22 protein-coding genes are annotated in these 20246 nt (G+C 58.8%); 13 read left to right on the top strand and 9 right to left on the bottom strand.

What is annotated here, in order from left to right; translation table 11 throughout:
* The first annotated feature begins 63 nt into the window (after positions 1-63).
* The gene (locus DBAC_RS02335; protein WP_050762023.1) at positions 64-444 is read left to right on the top strand and encodes a helix-turn-helix domain-containing protein; all 381 of its coding nucleotides are present in this window, start codon (positions 64-66) and stop codon (positions 442-444) included.
* A 20-nt stretch (positions 445-464) separates the two neighbouring features.
* On the opposite strand, the gene DBAC_RS02330 is transcribed toward DBAC_RS02335, so the two are convergent.
* Positions 465-869 (bottom strand): GFA family protein, encoded by a 405-nt coding sequence (locus tag DBAC_RS02330; RefSeq protein WP_012805659.1) that lies wholly within the window; start codon positions 867-869, stop codon positions 465-467.
* A gap of 133 nt (positions 870-1002) precedes the next feature.
* Here DBAC_RS02330 and DBAC_RS20010 point away from each other — a divergent pair, with 133 nt between their 5' ends.
* The 5 genes from DBAC_RS20010 to DBAC_RS02310 all read left to right on the top strand — a co-directional run bounded on the left by DBAC_RS20010 (position 1003) and on the right by DBAC_RS02310 (position 4238).
* Positions 1003-1137 (top strand): helix-turn-helix domain-containing protein, encoded by a 135-nt coding sequence (locus tag DBAC_RS20010; protein WP_081434337.1) that lies wholly within the window; start codon positions 1003-1005, stop codon positions 1135-1137.
* Between the two features lie 109 nt (positions 1138-1246).
* A complete protein-coding gene (locus DBAC_RS02325; protein ID WP_012805434.1) occupies positions 1247-2266 on the top strand; it encodes an IS110 family RNA-guided transposase in 1020 nt (339 codons plus the stop codon).
* A gap of 783 nt (positions 2267-3049) precedes the next feature.
* Positions 3050-3427 (top strand): CGGC domain-containing protein, encoded by a 378-nt coding sequence (locus DBAC_RS02320; protein ID WP_012805658.1) that lies wholly within the window; start codon positions 3050-3052, stop codon positions 3425-3427.
* 18 nt (positions 3428-3445) lie between these two features.
* Entirely contained in the window at positions 3446-3886 is a 441-nt protein-coding gene (locus DBAC_RS02315; protein ID WP_012805657.1) for an iron-sulfur cluster assembly scaffold protein, read from the top strand.
* Positions 3887-3935: 49 nt separating this feature from the next.
* Positions 3936-4238 (top strand): DUF5320 domain-containing protein, encoded by a 303-nt coding sequence (locus DBAC_RS02310; protein ID WP_012805656.1) that lies wholly within the window; start codon positions 3936-3938, stop codon positions 4236-4238.
* A gap of 86 nt (positions 4239-4324) precedes the next feature.
* On the opposite strand, the gene DBAC_RS02305 is transcribed toward DBAC_RS02310, so the two are convergent.
* The 3 genes from DBAC_RS02305 to DBAC_RS02295 form a co-directional block, all read right to left on the bottom strand.
* Positions 4325-5524, bottom strand: a complete 1200-nt coding sequence (locus tag DBAC_RS02305; RefSeq protein ID WP_012805655.1) for a methyltransferase domain-containing protein — start codon at positions 5522-5524, stop codon at positions 4325-4327.
* A gap of 148 nt (positions 5525-5672) precedes the next feature.
* Complete coding sequence (locus tag DBAC_RS02300; protein WP_012805654.1) at positions 5673-5864, bottom strand: ferredoxin; 192 nt, start codon at positions 5862-5864, stop codon at positions 5673-5675.
* Positions 5861-7015, bottom strand: a complete 1155-nt coding sequence (locus DBAC_RS02295; protein WP_012805653.1) for a pyridoxal phosphate-dependent aminotransferase — start codon at positions 7013-7015, stop codon at positions 5861-5863. The genes DBAC_RS02300 and DBAC_RS02295 overlap by 4 nt, the downstream gene beginning before the upstream one ends.
* Positions 7016-7418: 403 nt before the next feature.
* Between DBAC_RS02295 and ychF the strand changes: the two genes are divergently transcribed.
* Together ychF and DBAC_RS02280 are read left to right on the top strand one after the other, a co-directional pair.
* Entirely contained in the window at positions 7419-8519 is a 1101-nt protein-coding gene (gene ychF, locus DBAC_RS02285; protein WP_012805652.1) for a redox-regulated ATPase YchF, read from the top strand.
* A gap of 150 nt (positions 8520-8669) precedes the next feature.
* Positions 8670-9416 (top strand): RNA methyltransferase, encoded by a 747-nt coding sequence (locus tag DBAC_RS02280; RefSeq protein WP_012805651.1) that lies wholly within the window; start codon positions 8670-8672, stop codon positions 9414-9416.
* Positions 9417-9517: 101 nt separating this feature from the next.
* Here DBAC_RS02280 and DBAC_RS02275 read toward each other — a convergent pair whose 3' ends face one another.
* Both DBAC_RS02275 and pdxR read right to left on the bottom strand, forming a co-directional pair.
* Positions 9518-10273, bottom strand: a complete 756-nt coding sequence (locus tag DBAC_RS02275) for a transposase (RefSeq protein ID WP_012805650.1) — start codon at positions 10271-10273, stop codon at positions 9518-9520.
* 226 nt (positions 10274-10499) lie between these two features.
* Positions 10500-12053 (bottom strand): MocR-like pyridoxine biosynthesis transcription factor PdxR, encoded by a 1554-nt coding sequence (gene pdxR, locus DBAC_RS02270; protein WP_012805649.1) that lies wholly within the window; start codon positions 12051-12053, stop codon positions 10500-10502.
* A gap of 110 nt (positions 12054-12163) precedes the next feature.
* Between pdxR and DBAC_RS02265 the strand changes: the two genes are divergently transcribed.
* On the top strand, positions 12164-13114 hold the full coding sequence (locus tag DBAC_RS02265) for a DMT family transporter (protein WP_012805648.1): 951 nt from the start codon (positions 12164-12166) through the stop codon (positions 13112-13114).
* A gap of 71 nt (positions 13115-13185) precedes the next feature.
* On the opposite strand, the gene DBAC_RS02260 is transcribed toward DBAC_RS02265, so the two are convergent.
* Positions 13186-13797, bottom strand: a complete 612-nt coding sequence (locus DBAC_RS02260; protein ID WP_143890754.1) for a hypothetical protein — start codon at positions 13795-13797, stop codon at positions 13186-13188.
* A 306-nt stretch (positions 13798-14103) separates the two neighbouring features.
* Positions 14104-14343 carry a hypothetical protein gene (locus DBAC_RS02255; protein ID WP_012805646.1) on the bottom strand — a complete coding sequence of 80 codons (240 nt, stop codon included), beginning with the start codon at positions 14341-14343 and terminating at the stop codon, positions 14104-14106.
* 192 nt (positions 14344-14535) lie between these two features.
* Between DBAC_RS02255 and DBAC_RS02250 the strand changes: the two genes are divergently transcribed.
* The 4 genes from DBAC_RS02250 to DBAC_RS02235 are packed head-to-tail and all read left to right on the top strand — an operon-like array spanning position 14536 to position 17825.
* A complete protein-coding gene (locus DBAC_RS02250; RefSeq protein WP_012805645.1) occupies positions 14536-16131 on the top strand; it encodes a peptide chain release factor 3 in 1596 nt (531 codons plus the stop codon).
* Between the two features lie 16 nt (positions 16132-16147).
* Positions 16148-17026: a zinc dependent phospholipase C family protein gene (locus DBAC_RS02245; protein ID WP_012805644.1), complete on the top strand. Its 879-nt coding sequence runs from the start codon at positions 16148-16150 to the stop codon at positions 17024-17026.
* Positions 17010-17369: a hypothetical protein gene (locus DBAC_RS02240; RefSeq protein WP_012805643.1), complete on the top strand. Its 360-nt coding sequence runs from the start codon at positions 17010-17012 to the stop codon at positions 17367-17369. Before DBAC_RS02245 ends, DBAC_RS02240 begins: the two co-directional genes overlap by 17 nt.
* A gap of 30 nt (positions 17370-17399) precedes the next feature.
* A complete protein-coding gene (locus tag DBAC_RS02235; protein WP_012805642.1) occupies positions 17400-17825 on the top strand; it encodes an FKBP-type peptidyl-prolyl cis-trans isomerase in 426 nt (141 codons plus the stop codon).
* Positions 17826-18018: 193 nt separating this feature from the next.
* Here DBAC_RS02235 and DBAC_RS02230 read toward each other — a convergent pair whose 3' ends face one another.
* Positions 18019-20166 (bottom strand): RelA/SpoT family protein, encoded by a 2148-nt coding sequence (locus DBAC_RS02230; protein WP_012805641.1) that lies wholly within the window; start codon positions 20164-20166, stop codon positions 18019-18021.
* Positions 20167-20246 lie beyond the last annotated feature (80 nt).

Below are 20246 nucleotides of genomic sequence, written 5' to 3'. Positions count from 1 at the left end.
TTTGGGAAAAGGGGTCTCGCTTTGACTCATCAGTGACTCAGGAAACCAAGGGATTTTCTGGCTGTGGACTGGATTCTGGAGCAGTTCGGTGCTGATCGCGTCCAGGCCCGGAAAGAGTACCGTCTCTTTGTCAAGGCAGGCCTTGATGCGGAATCGCCCTGGAATGACCTCAAAGGACAGTGCCTGCTCGGAGACGACACGTTTCTGGAGAAGCTCTTTCCCTTGCTCAAGGACAAAAGCGCCTTGAAGGAAATTCCTCGTGTGCAACGCTTTGCCGACCGGCCTGCCCTGGAAGATATTCTACATGGCATAGAAGACCGGACTCAGCGTGACGCGGGCATCTTCAAGGCTTGCCAGGAGTATGGATATACCCAGGCCCAAATTGCCGCCGCCACGGGGCTGCACTATTCAACGGTGAGTAAAATCATCAAGAAACTTGGGTAATTCAAGATTCAAGACCCTTTTCAAAGCTCGGGCAGTTCCACAAAGGTGGGAAGCATTTCCAGCCCCTTGTCCCAATTGGCTTTACGTGAAGCGAAGATATGCGCTGTGGGCGGAATTGGCGCGTCGCAGTCCAGACTGCCCGCTGGAAGAACCAGCAGCGCCCCGTCCATTTGGATGTTCGGCAGAGCGGAGCCGCATTCGGCACAGAAACTCTTTATATGTCCGGTATTGTTATAATTAAATGTTTTGACCAAGTTCTCGCCCGATAACCAGCGTAGGGTCGCCGTGGACGAAAACAGGTTAGCCGCGTGTGCCGATCCGGTATCCTTGCGGCACCGTTCGCAATGGCACAAATAGAAACTCTCGAATTCGCCCTCGACCTTGAAGGCGACCTTGCCGCACAGGCACGATCCCGCATAATTCACGCTTACACCTCCACGTCTCGCGTTGTTTGTTGAACGGCGGTGCTGAAACCGTCGCGCAAACATGCGCAGTATATGAATTACGCGCCTATTTGCAACGCCAATTTCTGACAGGAGTTTCGAAAATCTACATGGCATGGAAGACCGGACTCAGAGTGACGCAGCCATCTTCAAGGCTTGCCAGGAGTATGGATATAGCCAGGCGCAAATAGCAGCTACCACAGGACTGCACTATTCAACGGTGAGTAAAATCATCAAGAAAATTGGGTAATTCAAGATTCAAGATCTGATAACCATACAAAAGGACACCTCCGAAAATAGCAGGTGACCGATTCCTCTGCTATATAGGAGTTGGCAAACACTCGTATCGGAGGTGTCCAATGGCTATATACGCAGGAATCGATTTGCATTCAAATTCAAATTTCTTGTCTGTGGTCGATAGTGCAGGAAAGATCATTGAAAAACGAAAACTTGCTAACGATGTCCAGGCAATTTTGCATCCGCTTGCTGCCTATCGAGAGCAGGTCCAAGGAATTGCTATCGAGTCGACTTTTAACTGGTATTGGATCGTCGATGCTTTGATGGACGAAGGGTATCGGGTGCATTTGGCCAATCCGGCGGCCATCCAGAAGTATTCTGGGCTCAAGCACAGCGACGACGCCAGTGATGCGGCTTGGCTGGCCGAGATGCTTCGCCTCGGCGTCCTGCCTGAAGGGTACATCTATCCCAAAGCGGAACGCCCGATCCGAGATTTATTGCGTAAACGCGGCCACTTGGTACGTTTAAGAACTTCATTGATCACCAGTTTGAAAGGTATTGTCTCCAGAAACAACGGGCATTCGATTTCGGTGAACAAGATCAAACAGCTTAAGACAAATCACGTAGCACCACTTTGCGTCGCCAATGAGGATCTGGCGCTTTGCGGAGAAGTCAGCAAAGACACCATCGACTACCTGGGGCGGCAGATAAAGAAGATCGAGAAGCAGGCCGAGGAGAGAATCGAACTGCGTCCGACGTACAAGGCCCTGCTTTCCATGCCAGGAGTAGGCGTGATTCTCGGTCTGACGATCATGTTGGAAACCGGTCCAATTGATCGTTTCCCCAAGGCGGGCAATTTTAGCTCATATTGCCGGAAAGTGCCGTCCACTTGGATTAGCAACGGTAAGCGTAAGGGGCGAGGCAACACCAAGAACGGAAACAAGTACTTGGCGTGGGCTTTCTCAGAGGTCGCAGAACTCGCAAGGCGTTACGACGACGCAAGCCGTTCATGGTATGACCGCAAGATGGCCAGAAGCAACAGAATGGTCGCACATAGCGCCTTGGCCCACAAACTTGCGCGGGCCGCGTATTTCATCATGCGGGAGGGCGTGAACTTTGATCACGAGAAATGTTTTGCATAAATTTGGAGGCGGTGGGGAACCAGCATTAGGGTTGGAATAACCACCAGATCTGATTGGTAGCCATCGCTTCCAGCTTTTCGGATGACTTTGTTTCGCCGACCACGACATGAGCCAGCAACGGGTTGGTTCACAACCATGAGATCTGTAAAAACACTTTGGACATGGCGTGGGATCGAAGATTATCTGGCCGTCGCAAGACGGTGGGGCTGCTCCGGCAGCCTAGATCCTGATGGGTGACTGGTGCGGCGAAATACGCTGACATCGCAAAGCTGATATTTCGAGAAAGGCAAAAACAAAGAAATTCGAGGTATTATCAAGTAGTTTTGTCCGAGGCGAGAAAACCTAATTTTCTGGCCCGCTGGAGCACTTTCTCTTGACCTCGGTCCTTTTGATGGGTGACCCTTTCTTGGTGTGACCCCTTTCTTGGTGACCCCTTTCTTGGTGTGACCCCTTTCTTGGTGCTTTTCTTGGTGTGATGCGTGCCCCCCTTTCTTGCACAACTCCCATGATGACCTGACCACTCTCCCATCCTGCTTCAGACCGCGAAGCAGAGTTGCTTTTGCGCTACTCAATGTTCTTGCCTGGGTTGCGGTCATGCCTCGGTGAGCTGTCATCCAGTTTCCCGCAACAATCAATTTTCCAAATACTTTCAGGCAGTCAGACCTTTTTTTACCAAGCCACCCGACACATGGCACCGCATTTGCTTTGCTTGCACCAAAGAGGCGCGGCCCGGAAACCACCTGCCGACGCCAAAGCACCCGACAACCATGAAATGGAGTATCCATGTCCAAAATAGGCATCATCCGTTGCGAAAAAAATGAAACCAAATGTCCTCTGACCTCCTGTTTCAAGGCGCTCTCCTCCGCTGCGGAAGGTTTCGCGGGCTGCGAGGTGCCGGAAATCGCGGGCGTTTTCACCTGTCGATGTCCGGGAGAAAACGTGGCAGACATGGCCCGGATACTCAAAAGCAAGGGAGCCGAGCGCGTCCACTTCTGCACCTGCCTGTTCTCGCACAAGGAGAAGGACGGATGGGCTCTGGGCACCGGCTTTTGCGCGGATGTGGACCGGCTCGTCCGCCAGGCCGCCGATGCGGCGGGAATCCCCTGCGTCAAGGGCACTGCGCACCTGCCGCATGGATATGTTCCGGAAGTGGTTGAATAAACACAGTAGGGGTTTTTCATGGGCGACGATCTGGACCGCATCATTGAGGCCATGCAGAATACGATAAATGAAGACACGCGCGCGGCCTGGGGCGAGGAAGCCTACCAGCGCTGGGTCAACCCGCCCAACATGGGCCCCCTGCCCGACGCCGACGGCACGGCGGAACTCAAGGGCACCTGCGGCGACAGCATGGCCATCTCGCTCAAATTCGACGGCGACCGGGTCGGCGCGGCATCCTTTGAAACGGACGGCTGCGGCCCCAGCGTGGTCTGCGGCTCCCTGGCGGCGGAAATGGCAATAGGCAAGACGGCCGAAGAGCTTTTCGACATCACGGGTGAAATGGTCCTGGCCAAGGCCGGTCAGATCCCGGAGGACCATCATCACTGCGCGTTTCTGGCCGTCTCCACGCTACACGAGGCTTTAAGCAGATACATGCGTCTGGCCCTTGAAAAGAATTGACGGAAAATTTTCATACAACTGGTCCCGCGAAAGGCGGGAAGGAGGTATTATGCCAGCTGGTAACGGAACGGGACCCATGGGCATGGGCTCCATGACAGGACGCGGCGCCGGATATTGCTCCGGTTCCGGGACGCCGGGTTACGCGAATGGCGGAGGATTCGGCGGCGGTGGATTCGGATTCGGCGGCGGCAGAGGCCGCAGAAACCGCTTTTTTGCGGCAGCGCCGCAGGGCCGCTTCGCGCGGCAGGGAGCCGTTGACCCGGCCATGGAGCAACAGGCGCTGAAAAATCAGGCCGAGGCCCTGCAATCGCAACTGGAAGCCATCCAGAAACGTTTGGCGGAAATCAAATAGCCGGAATACCCGGCACGCAAAGAGAATGGCCGCGCCCCTCAAGGGGGTTGCGGCCATTCTTTGTCATATGCTCATGGAAGCGACCATCACGTCGTCAGACCCCAGACCGCATGCACCGGATCCGAATGCTGGATCATGGGATAGTAGCGGTCCCTTGCGTCCATGGGTCTGGGCCAGCCGCGCTCCGACAATGTGGACAAATCCTTGAAAAGCCCGCTCTCTCGGAAATATTCCGTGACCAGCCCGGCCCGCTCGAACTCGTGCAGTTCGGTCCAGATGCGCACGGCCTGATCCGGAAACCAGCGGTGCGAAAAGACCATGACGCACAACCCGCCGGGTTCCAGCACCCGCGCGATCTCGCGGAAAACATCCAGAGGCCGGGTCAGGTATTCCACGGACAGGCTGCAGATCACGGCGTCGAAAGCGCGGTCCGCGAAAGGCAGCGCCGGTTCGGCGTTCAGATCATGCACCACATGGGACGACAGAGCAGGATTCTCGCTCATCTCCTCCGCGTTCATACCCAGGCCCGTGGCCGTGACGCCGTCCGGAAGATGCGACTGCCAGCCGGCCATGAGGTCCAGTACCCGTTTCCTGCCGGGCAATAGGCGTGCATAGACTTTGGCGATGTTCTCACGCGCCTGGCTGTCCACATGGGCGACCTTGCGCGGAGTGGCGTAAAACGCGGCGTCGTTCACCCCAAGCGGCTTGTCCAGGGGTGCGCCCAGTCCAAAATCCGTGCCCTTCCTGTCCCTGCGCTTGAGCCCCGGCCCATCGGCCAGGGCACAGATCCAGTCCTGACATTGCCCTCCAAACTCCGCCGTCTTGGGCCAGACCGCGAGCGGATCAATCTCGAGCCTGGACTCAAGATCGGCCATGGGATGATTGAGATCAACGGTCAGCGTCTCCTCGTCCATGTTGATGACGCGAAAGGGCTGAATGTTTTGCGGGTAGATGCCGGGCACTCCGCGCAGCATTCCCTGAGGGTAAAAACGCCCCTGAATCGGGACAATGACGGGCTGACCGGCCGCAACCTTGAAGGCCTTGCGCGTCACGGTCATGACTTTTCGCATGTCGCGCACCGGCACATGCGCGCCGGGCTCAAGGTCGATCTGGCGGGACTCTCCCGCCTTCATCCCCAGAATCTCCTTCTCAAGCCCGGCAGGAAAAACATCCCGCCACAGGTTCACGTTCTGGGCATAAAAACTATCTTCGTGGCGCACCCCATGCTCTTCCCATTGCAGGCGGAACAGGATGTTGGCCAGGGTATCGGTGGAAATGGCGGTCATGACTGCCTCCGGTGTAAATGAAAAAAAAGAACAATTCTTGATAAGATGAAGGGTGAGACAGTCAAGGTGGAAGCGGTTGCGCCATGCCCATAAAACAAGAAAGCGCCCCGAACGGAGCGCCTTGGTTGCGTATTTACGTCAATTCCTATTAGATGATCTCGATGCAGTCGTCCGGACAGTAGGCCACGACCTTGCGGGCCAGGTCTTCCTCGCAGGGATTTTGCAGAATCATGGCCACATGCGCGGCCTCGTCATAGGCAAAATACTCCGGGGCCAGCTCCACGCAGGCCAAACATCCGGAGCAGCAGGGCTGATTCAGGGCCACTTCGACCATGTTCATTTGAGGCCTCCCAGATATTTTTCAAGCCGGCGCATGCCCTCTTCGATCTTCTCGATGGAGTTGGCGTAGGAGAAACGGATGTAGCCCTCCCCTCCCGGCCCGAAATCCACGCCCGGCGCCACGCCGACTCCGGCCTTCTCCAGCAGATCGAAGGTGAACTGCATGGAATCATTCGTGTATTTCCTGGCGTTGGCGAACACGTAGAAGGCGCCCGTGGGCTCGACCGTGATGCCGAAGCCAAGCTCGCGCAGCCTGCCGATCATGTGCTTGCGGCGCTGGTCGTAGATGGCTTTCATGCGCTCGACATCCGGACCGGCCTGGGTCAGGGCGGCCACCCCGGCCCACTGGGCAATGGAGCTGGTGCACAGGAAAAAGTTCTGCTGCATGGTCTGCAGGCGCTTCATGTACCCCTTGGGCGCGATGACATAGCCGAGCCGCCAGCCGGTCATGGCGTAGAGCTTGGAGAACCCGTTGAAGACAAAGCAGTTGTCCGTGAATTCAAGGGCGGTGCGCTCCTCTCCCTCATAGACAAGCCCGTGGTAGATCTCATCGGAGAAGAGCGGCACGCCCAGTTCGGCCAGGCCGCAGTAGACCTCGGGGCTGACCAGGGTGCCCGTGGGGTTGGAAGGCGAATTGACCAGGATGCCGCGCACGTCCTCGCCCATGCGCTCCTTGACCTGGTCCACGCGGAACTGGAATCCGTCCTCCTCGCGCACGGGCACGAAATCTGCCACCGCGCCGGTGAAGCGGATGAAATTGGGATAACAGGCATAGCTCGGGTCCGACAGCAGCACCCGGTCGCCGGGCTGGAGCAAAAGAGAAAAAACCATCAGCATGGATGGCGAGGTGCCCGCAGTGACAAGCACCTGATCCGGATGGACCTCCACCCCGTATTTGGCGTGATAATTCGCGCAAATGGCCTCGCGCAGTTCGATGATGCCCAGGGAATGGGTATATTGGCAGCGGCCGTCGCGGATGGCCTTGCAGGCGGCGTCCTTGACGCACTCGGGCGTGTCGAAATCGGGCTCGCCGATCTGCAGATGCACGATGTCCCGGCCCTGTTTCTCCAGCGCACAGGCCCGCTCCAGTACGTCCATGACCTTGAAGGAACTTAAGCTCTGGCAGCATGGGTTAATGCGGTATTCATTCATAAAATCCCCCTCGCGATTCGTGATACGGGCGGCTTATACCCCTTCGCGGCAAAGCTCAAATTCTTCGATGAGGTGAGGCGCGAAGATCATCATCACACCGGCTCCTCCTTTTTTATCCTCAAATCTGACCGACAAGCCTAAACAGGAGCACAACCTGCCTTCCACAACCCTCAAAACCCCTGCTGAACCCAAAAAAACCGCGCCTTGCGTCCCGCCGCCTATCATATTATGGCTTCGCCACCTCGCGCCCGGACCATCCGACGCCTGAGCAAATCATAAACATTCCATTCCAATTCCTGTCAACGCTCGCTCTCGATTGCAAAACGGCCTACCGCACCTTGCCTGCGCAATGTCCGCCGCGATGCACGATGTTTGAGCAAGGAAATGAAATGAAGGAGATAGCATGGGACTGAGCATAGGCATCGTGGGCCTGCCCAATGTGGGCAAATCCACTCTTTTCAACGCGCTGACCAAGGCCCAGAATGCCGAAAGCGCCAACTACCCCTTCTGCACCATCGAGCCCAACAAGGCCGTGGTGCCGGTGCCGGACCCGCGTCTGGCCAAACTCGTCGAACTGGTGAATTCACAGAAGATCATCCAGGCCACGGTGGACTTCATCGACATCGCCGGGTTGGTCAAGGGCGCGAGCCAGGGCGAGGGCCTCGGGAACCAGTTTCTGGCCAACATCCGCGAATGCGACGCCATCCTGCACGTAGTGCGCTGCTTCGAGAACGACGATGTCATCCATGTGGACGGGTCCGTGAACCCCATCCGCGACATCGAGGTCATCGATACGGAGCTGATCCTGGCCGATCTGCAGGCCGTGGAGCGCAAGGCCGAGCGCCTGTCCAAGCAGATCAGGGGCGACAAGCGCCTCGCTCCCCAGCTGGACCTGCTGCAAAGGCTCACGGCCCACCTGAACACAGGCAAACCGGCCTCGGAACTCGATGAGCTCAAAAGCGACCTGGGCCAGGAGCTGCGCAAGGACCTGCTGCTGATCACCTTCAAGCCGGTCATCTTCGGCATGAACGTGGACGAGGCGGGCCTTGGCGAGGACAACGATTTCGTCAAACAGGTCCGGGAACTGGCCGCAGCCAGAGGCGCCCGCAGCGTCAAGATTTCCGCCCGCATCGAGGAAGAGCTGGTCGGTCTGACCCCGGAGGAAGCCCAGGAATTCCTGTCCTCCTACGGTGTGCACGAATCGGGCCTGGACCTGATCATCCGCACCGGCTACGAAATGCTCGGCCTGTGCTCCTACTTCACCGCCGGACCCAAGGAAGTGCGCGCCTGGACCATTCACCAAGGCTGCAAGGCCCCCCAGGGCGCGGGCGTGATCCATACGGATTTCGAACGCGGCTTCATCCGGGCCGAGGTCATCGCCTATGACGACTACGTCAAGCACGGCACCGAAGCCAAATGCCGGGCCGCCGGAGTGCTGCGGGTGGAAGGCAAGGAGTACGTCCTCAAAGACGGGGATGTGGTCCACTTCCTTTTCAACGTCTAGAAGGCCGCCCAAAACCCGCTCTGGACCGCGTTGTTCCCCGATTTTGAAGGGCTCATGGAGCACCCTTCAAAATCGGCTTACCCGTGCCGGGCACAAGCGCGCCTGGCCGCAACGGGTTTTGAACGGCCCCAACCTTTGGATTTGATGAACATGCTTGAGAACATCGACGTCATCCTCTTCCGCCCCAAGTACCCCGAGAACATCGGCTCCGTGGCCAGAGCCTGCCTGAACATGGGCTGCGGCCAGATCGTGCTGGTGGAGCCATGGAATTGGGACCAGGGCAAGGCCCTGCCCCTGGCCACCCACCACGCCGGGCACCTCTTGGAGAACATCCGCATCCATGGGACCCTGGCCGAAGCTCTGGCGCCCTATTCCTTCGCCTACGGCACCACGGCCAGGACCGGGGGCTGGCGCCAGGGCATCCAGACGCCGGAGGAGGCCGCCCCGCGCATCATCGAGCAGAGCAATGCCGGCGCCAAGGTCGCCATCGTCTTCGGCCCCGAGGACAAGGGGCTGACCAACGAGGAAACAGACCTCTGCAACCAGCTCCTGACCATCCCCACCACCGACAACCTGACCTCGCTGAACCTGAGTCAGGCGGTCATGGTCGTGCTTTACGAGTGCTTCAAGAAATCCCTGGCCAAACCCTTCAAGGTGGCGGGCCAGCCCAAGGATCGCTACATCAGCAGCGAGGAGCGGGAAGTCCTCTTCAACCAGCTGCGCGAAACCCTGATCGAGATCGACTTCCTCAACAAGGACAACCCGGAATACTTCATGCTGCCGCTGAAGCGTTTCTTCAACCGCATCAACCCGCGCCTGAACGAATACAACCTGCTCATGGGCCTCTGCCGCCAGATGCGGCGGATCGTCGGCATCGCCAAAAACAACAGATCGTAGGGGCGGACCTACGTGTCCGCCCTGCCGTACACGCCTGCCCTGTCATAGGCGATGCGTCGCGAAGAAGAAGGGCGGACACGCAGGTCCGCCCCTACGATGCATCATATCATCCAATCCGCATCATCCGCCGGATGGCCAACCCCATACATGGCCGATGTTTCCCGCAATCCCTGGCCCGGATGCAATCGATCCATTTCCCATCGCACAGGATTGGTGGCGATGTATTCCCGGATGCGGTTCAATTCCGGTTCATCGCGCACGATGTGTTCCCAATAATTGCGTTGCCACAATCGACCGGCAAACGGTTGCCACCCGTGTTGTTTCACGCCCCGAATATATTCATTGGTCGACATCGTTTTAAACCATTGCACCACACAACGTAGGGGCGAACCTACGTGTTCGCCCATTTCCGCCATAACCACATGCCCGCCTACCCCACGCAAATCCACATGTTCATTCCGTAGGGGCGGACCTATGTGTCCGCCCATTTCAGGCGCAACCACATGTTCGCCCATATCTGGGCGGGCGTGTAAGGCAGGGCGGACACGTAGGTCCGCCCCTACGGAATCATTATGCGGACAGGCGTGGCCTGTATTGATGACGATTAAATGGACATGGTTCGGCATGCACACCCAGGCGTCGCAGGCAATGTCATCAAATTTACGCATCAATTCATTATACCAACGATTCACCATCACACCCGCATCGTTCAACAGCATTTCACCGTCCACCACATGGCCAAACAGACATGATCTGCCCTGCACGCATATGGTCACAAAATACGCACCAGACCGGGAATAATCATAATTCGGCAACCGAATGGAACGTCGACGATGGATTTTTGGATTGTACGGCATCAGTCCTCCAAGCAGGAATCATGACGCATCACGACAAATTCTGCCAGGGACAGTCTGACGCAACGAAAAAAATACAGATACAACCATATCGCCGGCGGCCCGTTTATTCGTGGCGATGTGTAGGAAATGGGCAGGGCGGACACGTTGGGCGGACACGCAGACACGTAGACACGCAGGGCGGACACGTAGGTCCGCCCCTACGATCCATCACGCCGTAGGGGCGGACCTACGTGTCCGCCCTGCCCAACGTGTCCGCCCTGCCCAACGTGTCCGCCCTGCCCAACGTGTCCGCCCTGCCCAACGTGTCCGCCCTGCCCAACGTGTCCGCCCTGCCCCCCATCGCCCTCCCCAGCCTCCTGATCCCCTCTTCGATGATCTCCTCGCTGTTGGAGGCGAAATTGAGCCGCATGAACCCTTCGCCCTGGGCGGGATCGAGATGGAAATTTCCCCCCGGCGCGAAAATCACGCCTTTCCCGCAGGCCTTGGGCAGCAGGTCGGAGGCCTTCGTTCCTTCCGGCAGATTGACCCACACGAAAAGCCCTCCCTTGGGCCGCGTCCAACGTGTACCGGACGGCATGTGCCGCTCCAGGGCCGCGAGCATGGCGTCCCGACGACGGCGGTAGAGGGTGCAGGAGCGTTGCAGGTGGGCGGCATAGCGACCCACGGACACGTAATCCTTGAGCGCCCGCTGGATCAGGTTGCAGGTGGCCAGATCGTGGCAGCGTTTGGAACGCAGCAGATGGGCGTAGACCGGGCCGTCGGCGACCACGAAACCCACGCGCAGGCCGGGGATGAGCATCTTGGAAAAGGTGCTCATGTAGATGACCCGCCCGTCCGGATCGAGAGACTTGAGCGTCGGCTGGACATGTCCCTCGTAGCGGATGTCGCCGACATAATCGTCTTCCAGGACCGGCACGTCGAAGCGTCCGGCCAGACTGATCAGCTGCCTGCGGCGCTGACCGCTGAGGCAGGCGCCCGTGGGGTTGTGAAAATTGGGTATGGTATAGATGAGCCCGGGCTTATGGCGGCGCAGAATCCCTTCCAGCTCGTCCACGTCCAGGCCGTCCTCGTCCAGGCCCACGGTGTGAATGCGCAGGTTCCGGGAGCGGAACACGTCCAGGGCCCCGGCATAGGTCGGACGCTCCACGACCACGCTTGATCCGGGCGGCAGGATCAGTCCGGCAACCAGGGAAAGGGCCTGCTGGGACCCGGCGGTGATCAGAATATTGCCGGGCCCGGTCTGGATGCCCTGGCTGGCCAGAACCTGGGCCAGGGTGGCGCGCAGGGGCCCGAATCCGGCGATCTCCCCGTACTCCACGGCCGCCGCCCCGTCCCGGCGCATGACCTGCCCCAGAAGCCTTCTGAACTCGTCCATGGGAAAAAGGCGCGGATCGCAGGCCCCGCCGTCCAGGGCGATCCAGTCCGTTTGGCGGCTGACCTCCGGCAGATAGGCGCTCATGGCCTCGAAGCCGCCATAGCGCAGACGGTCCTGCCAGGCGGGCCACCCACCGGCGCGGGGGAAACCGCCGGTTTCGCCCGGTGCATGGGGCAGCACATAAAAGCCGCTGCCCTGCCGGGAAGTGATCAGCCCCTCGGCCAGAAGTTCGGCGTAGGCGCTCTCCACCGTGCCCCGGCTCACGCCCAGATTCGCGGCCAGGACGCGGACCGCAGGCAACCGGACCCCGGGCCGCAGGTTGTCGGACAGGATGCTGTGGCGGAAATGGCCACTGATCTGGGCGTAAACGGGCTCGGAGGAATCAGAATCCAGTGCCAGGCGCATGCAGCCTCCAGTCATAATTGGACTAGCCGATTTCATGTAAAATTGGCCCTTATCACGGGGCCAATTTCACCCTAGATCACCTTCACGTCCAGCACAAGAAGGAGAACTCCATGGCCATGTCCCGTTCCGCTCAAGGCTACAGCGCCGCCCTCGCCAGCGCCGTGTTCCTGTCCACGACTTCGATCTTCATTCGCCACTTGGTCGTCAACTTCGACATGCCGCCGCTCGTCCTGGCCTGCTGGCGCAACATCATCGTGGTCGCGACCCTTGTGCCCTTCATGCTTCTTTTCAACCGCAAACTGCTGCGCATCGAAAAGGTCCAACTCCCCTTTCTGGCCATTTTTGGAATGATGCTGGCCGGATTCAACGGGTTCTGGGCCATCTCGGTGGCGCAGAACGGAGCGGCCGTGGCCACGGTCATGGTCTACTGCTCAGTGGCCTACACCGCCATCCTGGGCTGGAAATTTTTGGGAGAGAGCCTGGGGGCGTTCAAGTTCGGAGCCATCATCCTTTGCCTGTGCGGATGCGCGCTCATTTCCGGGGCGCTGAACTCCTCGGCCTGGCAGAGCAATCTTCTGGGCGTAGTTGCGGGCCTGCTGACGGGTCTGTGCTATACGGCCTACAGCCTGATGGGCCGGTTGAGCTCGGAGCGGGGCATCTCACCCTGGACCACCCTCCTGTACATCTTCGCCTTCGCCGGGGTGTTCCTCTTCTTGGCCAATCTTACCGGAGGATGGCTTCCCGGCTCGGCCGTGACGCCCAAAGACATGTTCTGGCTCGGTGACAGCGTGGAGGGCTGGACCGTGATGATCCTGCTGGGGGCCATCCCCACCGTGGGCGGGTACGGATTCTACAATGTCAGTCTGGCCCTGCTGGATGCCAGCGTGGCCAATATCATCGTTTCCCTGGAACCGCTCTTCACCGCCGTTTTAGCCTTCATGCTCCTGGGTGAAACCCTGACCCCTGTCCAGCTCCTGGGTAGCGCGCTGCTCCTTTCGGGCGTGGCGGCCATCAAGCTGGCCGACTTGCGCCGCCCCCTGCCCGTGCCGCAGGAAGCATGAAGCCCCGACAAGCGGGGCTTCATGCGGATTCAAATTCCATACACCGAAAAAACGCGCAGACGCCAACTTCGCTAGCGTTCCTCGGCTTCTTTTCTCACCCGGCGGATGAGGTCGGCCATGTTTTTCACATCCGTGACCTTCCAGTACCCTTCGGGCTGCAGCTTGAGATCAAGCTGCACCGGGTAATTCCGTTCGCTGCCATGATCGTACACGGTGGCTTGGGCCGTGGCCGCGTCGCCTTTGACCGGGCTGACGCGCACGCCGCGCAGCTCCTTGCGGGCCGTGGACGCGTCGGCGAAGAGGACCGCAAACAGCCCGCCGTCGGGCAACGCCGCCTCCTTTGACGGCTTTCCGGAAAAATCCCCGGAAGCCACGCCCCGAATCACGAACTTCCTGGTTTCCTCCACAAGCATCATCTTCATGGACTGGGCCGCCGCCGAGCCGGACTCACCAGCCAGGCCTCCCGATAGCATCTCCATGAGCGGATCGCCCTCGCCTCCCGGAGGATTGGCCGCATAATCGGCAACAAACTGGTCCACCCCGCGTGCGATGATGCCGCGCAGATCGATGTATTTTTCAAGCAAGGCATGGTCGTTGCCGTCGATGGCGCGCTGGATGTTCGTCAGGCTTGCAGCCGGGGGCTCCGCTGCCCATGCGATACCGGCCCATAAGACAAGAATCATTACAATAAAGCATTTGTACCGGACCATAGGGGTTTCTCCTTTCGTTGCGTGGCATCTATGCCAACCACAACCCGGCCGTCCACTCCCAACCACTGCGAAAAACCGGAAATGAATTCTCCCGCATCGCGATCCGCTCAAAAAGCGGTCCCGACCAGATACTCTTTTTGCGGTGAATCGCCATGCAAAAAGCCCCCACACAGACACCTGCGGCGCGGAGGCTTGGGTCAAAACACTCAGGCAAGGCGCGTGGTCTGCGCCGCGACTCAAGAATTCGCAGATCCCGGCATCCCGGCGACACTCAAAAAATCAGGCTTTCTTGACCTCCAGGGCATCCTCGAAAAAAGCGGTCAGTACAAATTGCTTGCCGCCGATATTCACTGTCTCGGTCTGGTTGGGAAAAAGCTCCATCGTCGCGTCGAAGCTGCTTCCAATGAAAACCGCCTTGGCCTCGCCGTTGCTTTCCCAGCGCACCTCGTTCCCGTCATCCAAAACAAGCAGCTCGCCATCGTGGACCCGAACGGGCAGATCTTTCTCTGAATACTGCATTGAACACCTCCATAACTGGTTGAATGGTCAAAAATTATTTTCTTAAACCATACCAGAGCATCAGACGGGGTCAAGGGTGCAACCGCATTTTCACCAATTTGAACGCCGTGGTGGCTTCCTTGACTGTTCCCATGATCGCGCCTACTGCCTCCTAGGCCCTTAAGCGAGGGTTACACAGCATTTGGAGAGGATATGAGCGCACTGGCAAGAGAAATACGACAGAATGTGGAAAAACGCCGCACGTTCGGCATCATCAGTCATCCCGACGCGGGCAAGACGACCCTGACCGAAAAACTGCTTCTTTTCGGCGGAGCCATCACCATGGCCGGCACGGTCAAATCGCGCAAGGCCACGCGCCACGCGACCTCGGACTGGATGAAAATGGAGCAGGAGCGCGGCATCTCCGTGACCACCTCGGTCATGAAGTTCGAATACAGCGGCTACGACGTGAACCTCTTGGACACGCCCGGCCATGAAGACTTTTCCGAAGACACCTACCGGGTTCTGACCGCCGTGGACTCCGCCCTCCTGGTCATCGACAGCGCCAAAGGCGTCGAGGCCCAGACCAAGAAGCTCATGGACGTCTGCCGCATGCGCAACACGCCCATCATGACCTTCATCAACAAGCTCGACCGCGACGGCCTGGACCCGCTCGACCTGCTGGCCGACATCGAGGACCATCTGGGTATCGAATGCGCCCCCTTGAGCTGGCCCATCGGCATGGGCAAAGGCTTCAAGGGCACATATTCCATCTACAAGAAAAAGATCCATCTTTTTTCCGCCACCCACGGCGGGCGCATCCAGCAGGGCGTGGTCATCGACGACGTGAACGACCCCAAGCTCGATGAGATGCTTGGCCTCGCAGCGCAGGATCTGCGCCGCGACCTGGAACTGCTCGAAGGCGCGGGCACCCCCTTTTCCGTGGAGCGCTATCTGGCCGGAACCCAGACCCCGGTCTTCTTCGGCAGCGCCATCAACAACTTCGGCGTGCAGGAAATGCTGGACACCTTCGTGGAGCTGGCCCCCTGCCCGCGCCCGCGGGCGACCCTGACCCGCGAGGTTTCGCCTTTCGAGGAAGAATTCTCGGGCGTGGTCTTCAAGATCCAGGCGAACATGGACAAGGCGCACCGCGACCGCATCGCCTTCATGCGCATCTGCTCGGGGAAATACGAAAAAGGCATGAAGATCCGCCACCACCGCATCGGCAAGGACGTGCAGATCTCAAACGCCACCATCTTCATGGCCCAGGACCGCACGGGCGTGGAAGAAGCCTTCGCCGGCGACATCATCGGCCTGCACAACCACGGAACCATCAAGATCGGCGACACTTTCAGCCTGAAGGAAGAGCTCAAGTTCACGGGCATCCCGAGCTTCGCGCCCGAACATTTCCGCAAGGTCATCTTAAAGAGCCCGCTCAAGACCAAGCAGCTGCAAAAGGGCCTCCAGCAGCTCGCCGAAGAAGGCGCGGTGCAGGTGTTTCGCCCCATGCTCGGCAATGAATATATCCTGGGCGCGGTAGGCGTGTTGCAGTTTGACGTGATCATTTCACGCCTTAAAGATGAATATGCCGTGGACGCCATCTACACGCCGGTCAACCTGTCGGCGGCGAGATGGGTGCAATCGGACGACAAGGCTCTGTTCGAACGTTTCCAGAAAGAGCTCTATTCGTCCCTGGCCACGGACTCCGAAGGCAACCTGGCCCTGCTGGCCGACAGCTCCTGGAGACTTGAGTACATCATGGAGCAGTGGCCGGACATAACGTTCCATACCACACGGGAAAAAAACTAGGCGCAGCTGGCGATCCATGGTTTTATTTTTGGCGTTTTTTCTTCTGCTTCTGCTCCCCGGCGAGGCGTTTGCCTGGGGACCGGGGGTGCACATGGCCATCGGCAACCATGTCCTGACCCACCTGCACCTTCTCGCCCCGGCAGTTGCAGCCGTGCTGACGGCGCATCCCGAGCAGTTCCTGTACGGATGCCTGTCGGCCGACATTTTCATCGGCAAGGGCAGCACGTTCACCCCGACCCATTCCCATAACTGGGACACGGGCAGGTCTCTGTTGCGCCAGGCCGAGGACACCCAGGCCCAGGCCTACGCCTACGGATACCTGTCCCACCTGGCTGCCGATGTCATTGCGCACAACTATCTGGTCCCGAACATGCTCGGATTCTCCGCCGGTCGCGGCAAATTCGCCCATACCTACGTGGAAATGCTGGCCGACCTGCAGGTCGAATGGCCCCGCAAACAGGCCTCGCGCATCTTTTGCATCCCGCACCCCGAGGCCGACAATTCCCTGGTCCTGACCATGGGGCAGAAAAAGTTGCCTTTCTCCATCAAAAAACGCATCTTCCGCCAGAGTTTGCACCTGGTGGAAGAGAAATCCTACAAACGCTCCCTGCGCATGTTCCGGGGCCTTCTGCCCTTTGCCCGCAAGGAGGCGTTCATCACCGAAGCCATCGACTACGCCCGGGATATGGTCATGAATCTGCTCCAAAATCCCCAACGCTCGCCGGTGCTGGAGTGCGACCCCATCGGCAGCATGAACCTGGGCCAGGTGCGCAGATTCCAGCGCAAGCAGCGCTCCTATTACACCGCGCGCGGCGAGGGCATCATTTTTCCCCTGGACACCCGTCTTGAACCCTGTCTGCAAGATTTCGGAGGCTCCCATGACCGATTTTCTTAATTTTCTGCGTGATCAGATCCGGCAAGTGCGGGACATCGAAAACACGGCGCACGACCTGCTGCACAACGCGGCCGACGACGCCGGATATCGCGAGGCCATGCATCGCAAGGCGGAACTGCTGGCCAATCTGTCCGCGAACGCGGCCCCTTTTCTGGATGCGCTGGGCCTGGAACGCCGCCCCATGATCGAACACAAGCTTGACATGTTTTCCCAGAGCGCCAGACGCAGCCTGGACATCGGCAGCGTCTTTTACATGTCCGCCCTGCTCTACCCCGACGACCACAAACCAGGAGAGCCGAACACGCTTGAAACCTGGCTTGCGGAACTCGAGCGGACCAAATAAAAACAACAACCTTCATCCACAGGACGCATCATGACACTTGTAGCAGGAACCAAAGTACTGGTTCATTACACGGGCACGCTCGACGACGGCACCCAGTTCGACTCCTCCCGGGAACGTGAACCCCTGGAAATCACTCTTGGCCAGGATATGGTCATCCCCGGCTTTGAAAAAGCCATCGTCGACCTTGAGCCCGGCCAGAGCGTGACCGTGACCATCCCGGAGGAAGAGGCCTACGGCCCGCACAATGAAGAAATGGTCATCCGCGTCCCCAAGGCGTCCTTCCCCCCGGAAATTGTCCCCACCGTCGGCGAACAGCTTGTGCTGCGCTCCCCCGACGGCAACGAACTTCCGGCCCTCATCGTCGATGTCGATGACGACGAGGCGACCCTGGACGCCAACCACCCCCTGGCCGGATTCGCCCTGACCTTTGAGATCGAACTGGTCAGCGTTGGCTGATTCGCGAATCACATCCTGACCTGATCTCGCAAAAAAGGCATGGATTCCCGCGCAGGCGGGAATCCATGCCTTTTACCTGTTCCCGAATCCATATCGGATCACGTCTTCAGGCCACATCAAAAAAGGGATTCCAGCTTCAAACCGAAATCCCCTTTCGCTACGCCAACGCCAAAAGCGCCTCGCGAGCCCGCCCTCATCCCGCCGAAGACCGCGTCACCTCCTGCACAGCCTCAAGATTCCGCAATTTTTCGATGATGGCGTAAAGCTGGGTTGTGGTCTTGACCTCGATGACGAAATCAAGCTCCGACATCCCGTCCACGGCAGAGGTGAACTTTCCGGAATCGATGTTGATCCCCTCCTTGGCCAAAAGCCCGCTGACCAGGCCCAGAACGCCGCGCTGGTTCTTGCAGAGGACCTTGATCTTGGCCGGCAGGGGCTTGGTTTCCTCCTGACCGCCCCAGCTCACGTCGAGCAGGCGTTCGTGCTCCATGTTGGCGACGTTCGGACAATCCTGGGTGTGGACCGTCACGCCGAGGCCCCGGCTTATATAGCCCACGATGGGGTCTCCGGGCAACGGATTGCAGCACTGGGCATAACGGATGAGCACCCCGTCCACGCCCTGAATGCTGATGGAATCAGGATCCTGGGGCTTGGTCTGGGGCGCGCCCGGACCGCTGGGCTTGCGTTCCTCGGGTTTTTGCTCCTCTTTGGGCAGGAGCTTTCTGAGCACCTGCCGGGCAGTGATGCGGCCATGACCCACGGCGGAAAAAAGGTCGTCGAGCTGGCGGAAAGAGAACTCCTTGACCACAGGATCGAAATCGCCGCTCTTGATGGCCTTGGCCACGTTGATGCCCATGCGCCGGCCTTCCTTTTCCAGGAGTTCCTTGGCCAGCGACAGGCTGCGCGTCCGCTCCTCGGTGCCGATCCAGTGCTTGATGCGTGACCGGGCCTTGCCGGACTTGACGAAATGCAGCCAGTCGCGGCTGGGGTTGCGGGAGGCATCGGTGATGATCTCCACCGTGTCGCCGTTCTTGAGCGGCGTGTTGAGCGGAACGATGCGTCCGTTGACCTTGGCCCCGGCACAGTGGTTCCCGACCTCGGTATGGATCAGATAGGCAAAATCAACAGGCGTCCCACCTTCGGGCAACTCCTTGACCTGCCCGCGCGGCGTGAAGACGTAGACCTCGTCCTGGAACAGGTCGAGACTGAGCGTCGACATGAAATCCCGGGAATCCTTCAGATCCCCCTGCCAGTCCAGAATCTGGCGCAGCCAGCTGAAACGGTCGGCTTCCTGGGCCTTCTTGCTGCCATGCTCCTTGTAGGACCAGTGCGCGGCCACGCCGTTCTCGGCCAGTTGGTGCATCTCCTCCGTGCGGATCTGGATCTCGATGCGCTCGCCCTCGGGGCCGATGACCGTGGAGTGTAGACTCTGGTACATGTTGGCCTTGGGCATGGATATGTAATCCTTGAACTTGCCCGGAACCGGCTTCCAAAGAGAATGCACGAGTCCCAGCACCGTGTAGCATTCCCGCAGATTGTTCACGATGACTCGAAAGGCGATCATGTCGAAAATCTGGTCCAGGGTCAGGCCGCGCTGTTTCATCTTGTGATAGATGGAATAGGTATGCTTGATGCGCCCCTTGACCCGCCCGTTGATCTCATTTTCCGCGAGCACATCCTGAATCATGGCGCTGACCTTGTCGATATAGGCCTGGCCTTGATCCTGGTAGCGATTGATCCCTTCGGAAATCTGGGCGTACACGTCGGGCTTCATGTATCGAAGGCCGTAGTTTTCGAGCTGCACCTTGATGCGGTACAGACCCAGACGGTTGGCCAGCGGCGCATAGATGCCCAAAGTTTCCTGGGCGATGGCGCGCTGTTTGTATTCCTTCTGGAATTCGAGGGTGGAGATGTTGTGCAGGCGGTCGGCCAGCTTGACCAGGATGACCCGGATATCGTCGGCCATGGCCAGGATCATCTTGCGGATGTTTTCGGCCTGGGCCTGCTCCTTGGACTCGAAGTTCATCTTGCTGATCTTGGTCACGCCCTCGACGATGGCGCCGACCTCCGGCCCGAACAATTCAACGATCTGGGGGATGGAGACCTCGGTGTCCTCCACCGTATCGTGCAGCAAGCCGGCCACGATGGTCGCCGCGTCCAGTCGCAAATCCACCAGAATATTGCTTACTTCCAGAGGATGGGAAAGATAGGGCTCGCCGGAAAGCCGGATCTGGCCGGCATGGGCGGCGGCGGAAAATACATAGGCCTTCTGGATAAGCGCCACGTCCAGCGGGGAGAGATATGTGGACGCCTGGTCCAGAATGTCGGTTATGCGAATCATGTTTTTTCCTGTAGGCCCGGGGATATGGAACTAAATCCAGCTTGAAATTGGCCTTCAGACCTCAAAATGTCAACTTCTCT

This window comes from Desulfomicrobium baculatum DSM 4028 (genome assembly GCF_000023225.1).
Lineage (GTDB): Bacteria > Desulfobacterota > Desulfovibrionia > Desulfovibrionales > Desulfomicrobiaceae > Desulfomicrobium > Desulfomicrobium baculatum.
This window is presented reverse-complemented; position numbering and strand designations above follow the sequence as displayed.

Bases quoted from the DNA above. Each gene is read 5' to 3' on its own strand.
- DBAC_RS20010 (WP_081434337.1), top strand. From the start codon at position 1,003: ATGGAAGACCGGACTCAGAGTGACGCAGCCATCTTCAAGGCTTGCCAG.
- DBAC_RS02325 (WP_012805434.1), top strand. From the start codon at position 1,247: ATGGCTATATACGCAGGAATCGATTTGCATTCAAATTCAAATTTCTTG.
- DBAC_RS02320 (WP_012805658.1), top strand. From the start codon at position 3,050: ATGTCCAAAATAGGCATCATCCGTTGCGAAAAAAATGAAACCAAATGT.
- DBAC_RS02315 (WP_012805657.1), top strand. From the start codon at position 3,446: ATGGGCGACGATCTGGACCGCATCATTGAGGCCATGCAGAATACGATA.
- DBAC_RS02310 (WP_012805656.1), top strand. From the start codon at position 3,936: ATGCCAGCTGGTAACGGAACGGGACCCATGGGCATGGGCTCCATGACA.
- DBAC_RS02305 (WP_012805655.1), bottom strand. From the start codon at position 5,524: ATGACCGCCATTTCCACCGATACCCTGGCCAACATCCTGTTCCGCCTG.
- DBAC_RS02300 (WP_012805654.1), bottom strand. From the start codon at position 5,864: ATGAACATGGTCGAAGTGGCCCTGAATCAGCCCTGCTGCTCCGGATGT.
- DBAC_RS02295 (WP_012805653.1), bottom strand. From the start codon at position 7,015: ATGAATGAATACCGCATTAACCCATGCTGCCAGAGCTTAAGTTCCTTC.
- ychF (WP_012805652.1), top strand. From the start codon at position 7,419: ATGGGACTGAGCATAGGCATCGTGGGCCTGCCCAATGTGGGCAAATCC.
- DBAC_RS02280 (WP_012805651.1), top strand. From the start codon at position 8,670: ATGCTTGAGAACATCGACGTCATCCTCTTCCGCCCCAAGTACCCCGAG.
- DBAC_RS02275 (WP_012805650.1), bottom strand. From the start codon at position 10,273: ATGCCGTACAATCCAAAAATCCATCGTCGACGTTCCATTCGGTTGCCG.
- pdxR (WP_012805649.1), bottom strand. From the start codon at position 12,053: ATGCGCCTGGCACTGGATTCTGATTCCTCCGAGCCCGTTTACGCCCAG.
- DBAC_RS02265 (WP_012805648.1), top strand. From the start codon at position 12,164: ATGGCCATGTCCCGTTCCGCTCAAGGCTACAGCGCCGCCCTCGCCAGC.
- DBAC_RS02260 (WP_143890754.1), bottom strand. From the start codon at position 13,797: ATGATTCTTGTCTTATGGGCCGGTATCGCATGGGCAGCGGAGCCCCCG.
- DBAC_RS02255 (WP_012805646.1), bottom strand. From the start codon at position 14,343: ATGCAGTATTCAGAGAAAGATCTGCCCGTTCGGGTCCACGATGGCGAG.
- DBAC_RS02250 (WP_012805645.1), top strand. From the start codon at position 14,536: ATGAGCGCACTGGCAAGAGAAATACGACAGAATGTGGAAAAACGCCGC.
- DBAC_RS02245 (WP_012805644.1), top strand. From the start codon at position 16,148: ATGGTTTTATTTTTGGCGTTTTTTCTTCTGCTTCTGCTCCCCGGCGAG.
- DBAC_RS02240 (WP_012805643.1), top strand. From the start codon at position 17,010: ATGACCGATTTTCTTAATTTTCTGCGTGATCAGATCCGGCAAGTGCGG.
- DBAC_RS02235 (WP_012805642.1), top strand. From the start codon at position 17,400: ATGACACTTGTAGCAGGAACCAAAGTACTGGTTCATTACACGGGCACG.
- DBAC_RS02230 (WP_012805641.1), bottom strand. From the start codon at position 20,166: ATGATTCGCATAACCGACATTCTGGACCAGGCGTCCACATATCTCTCC.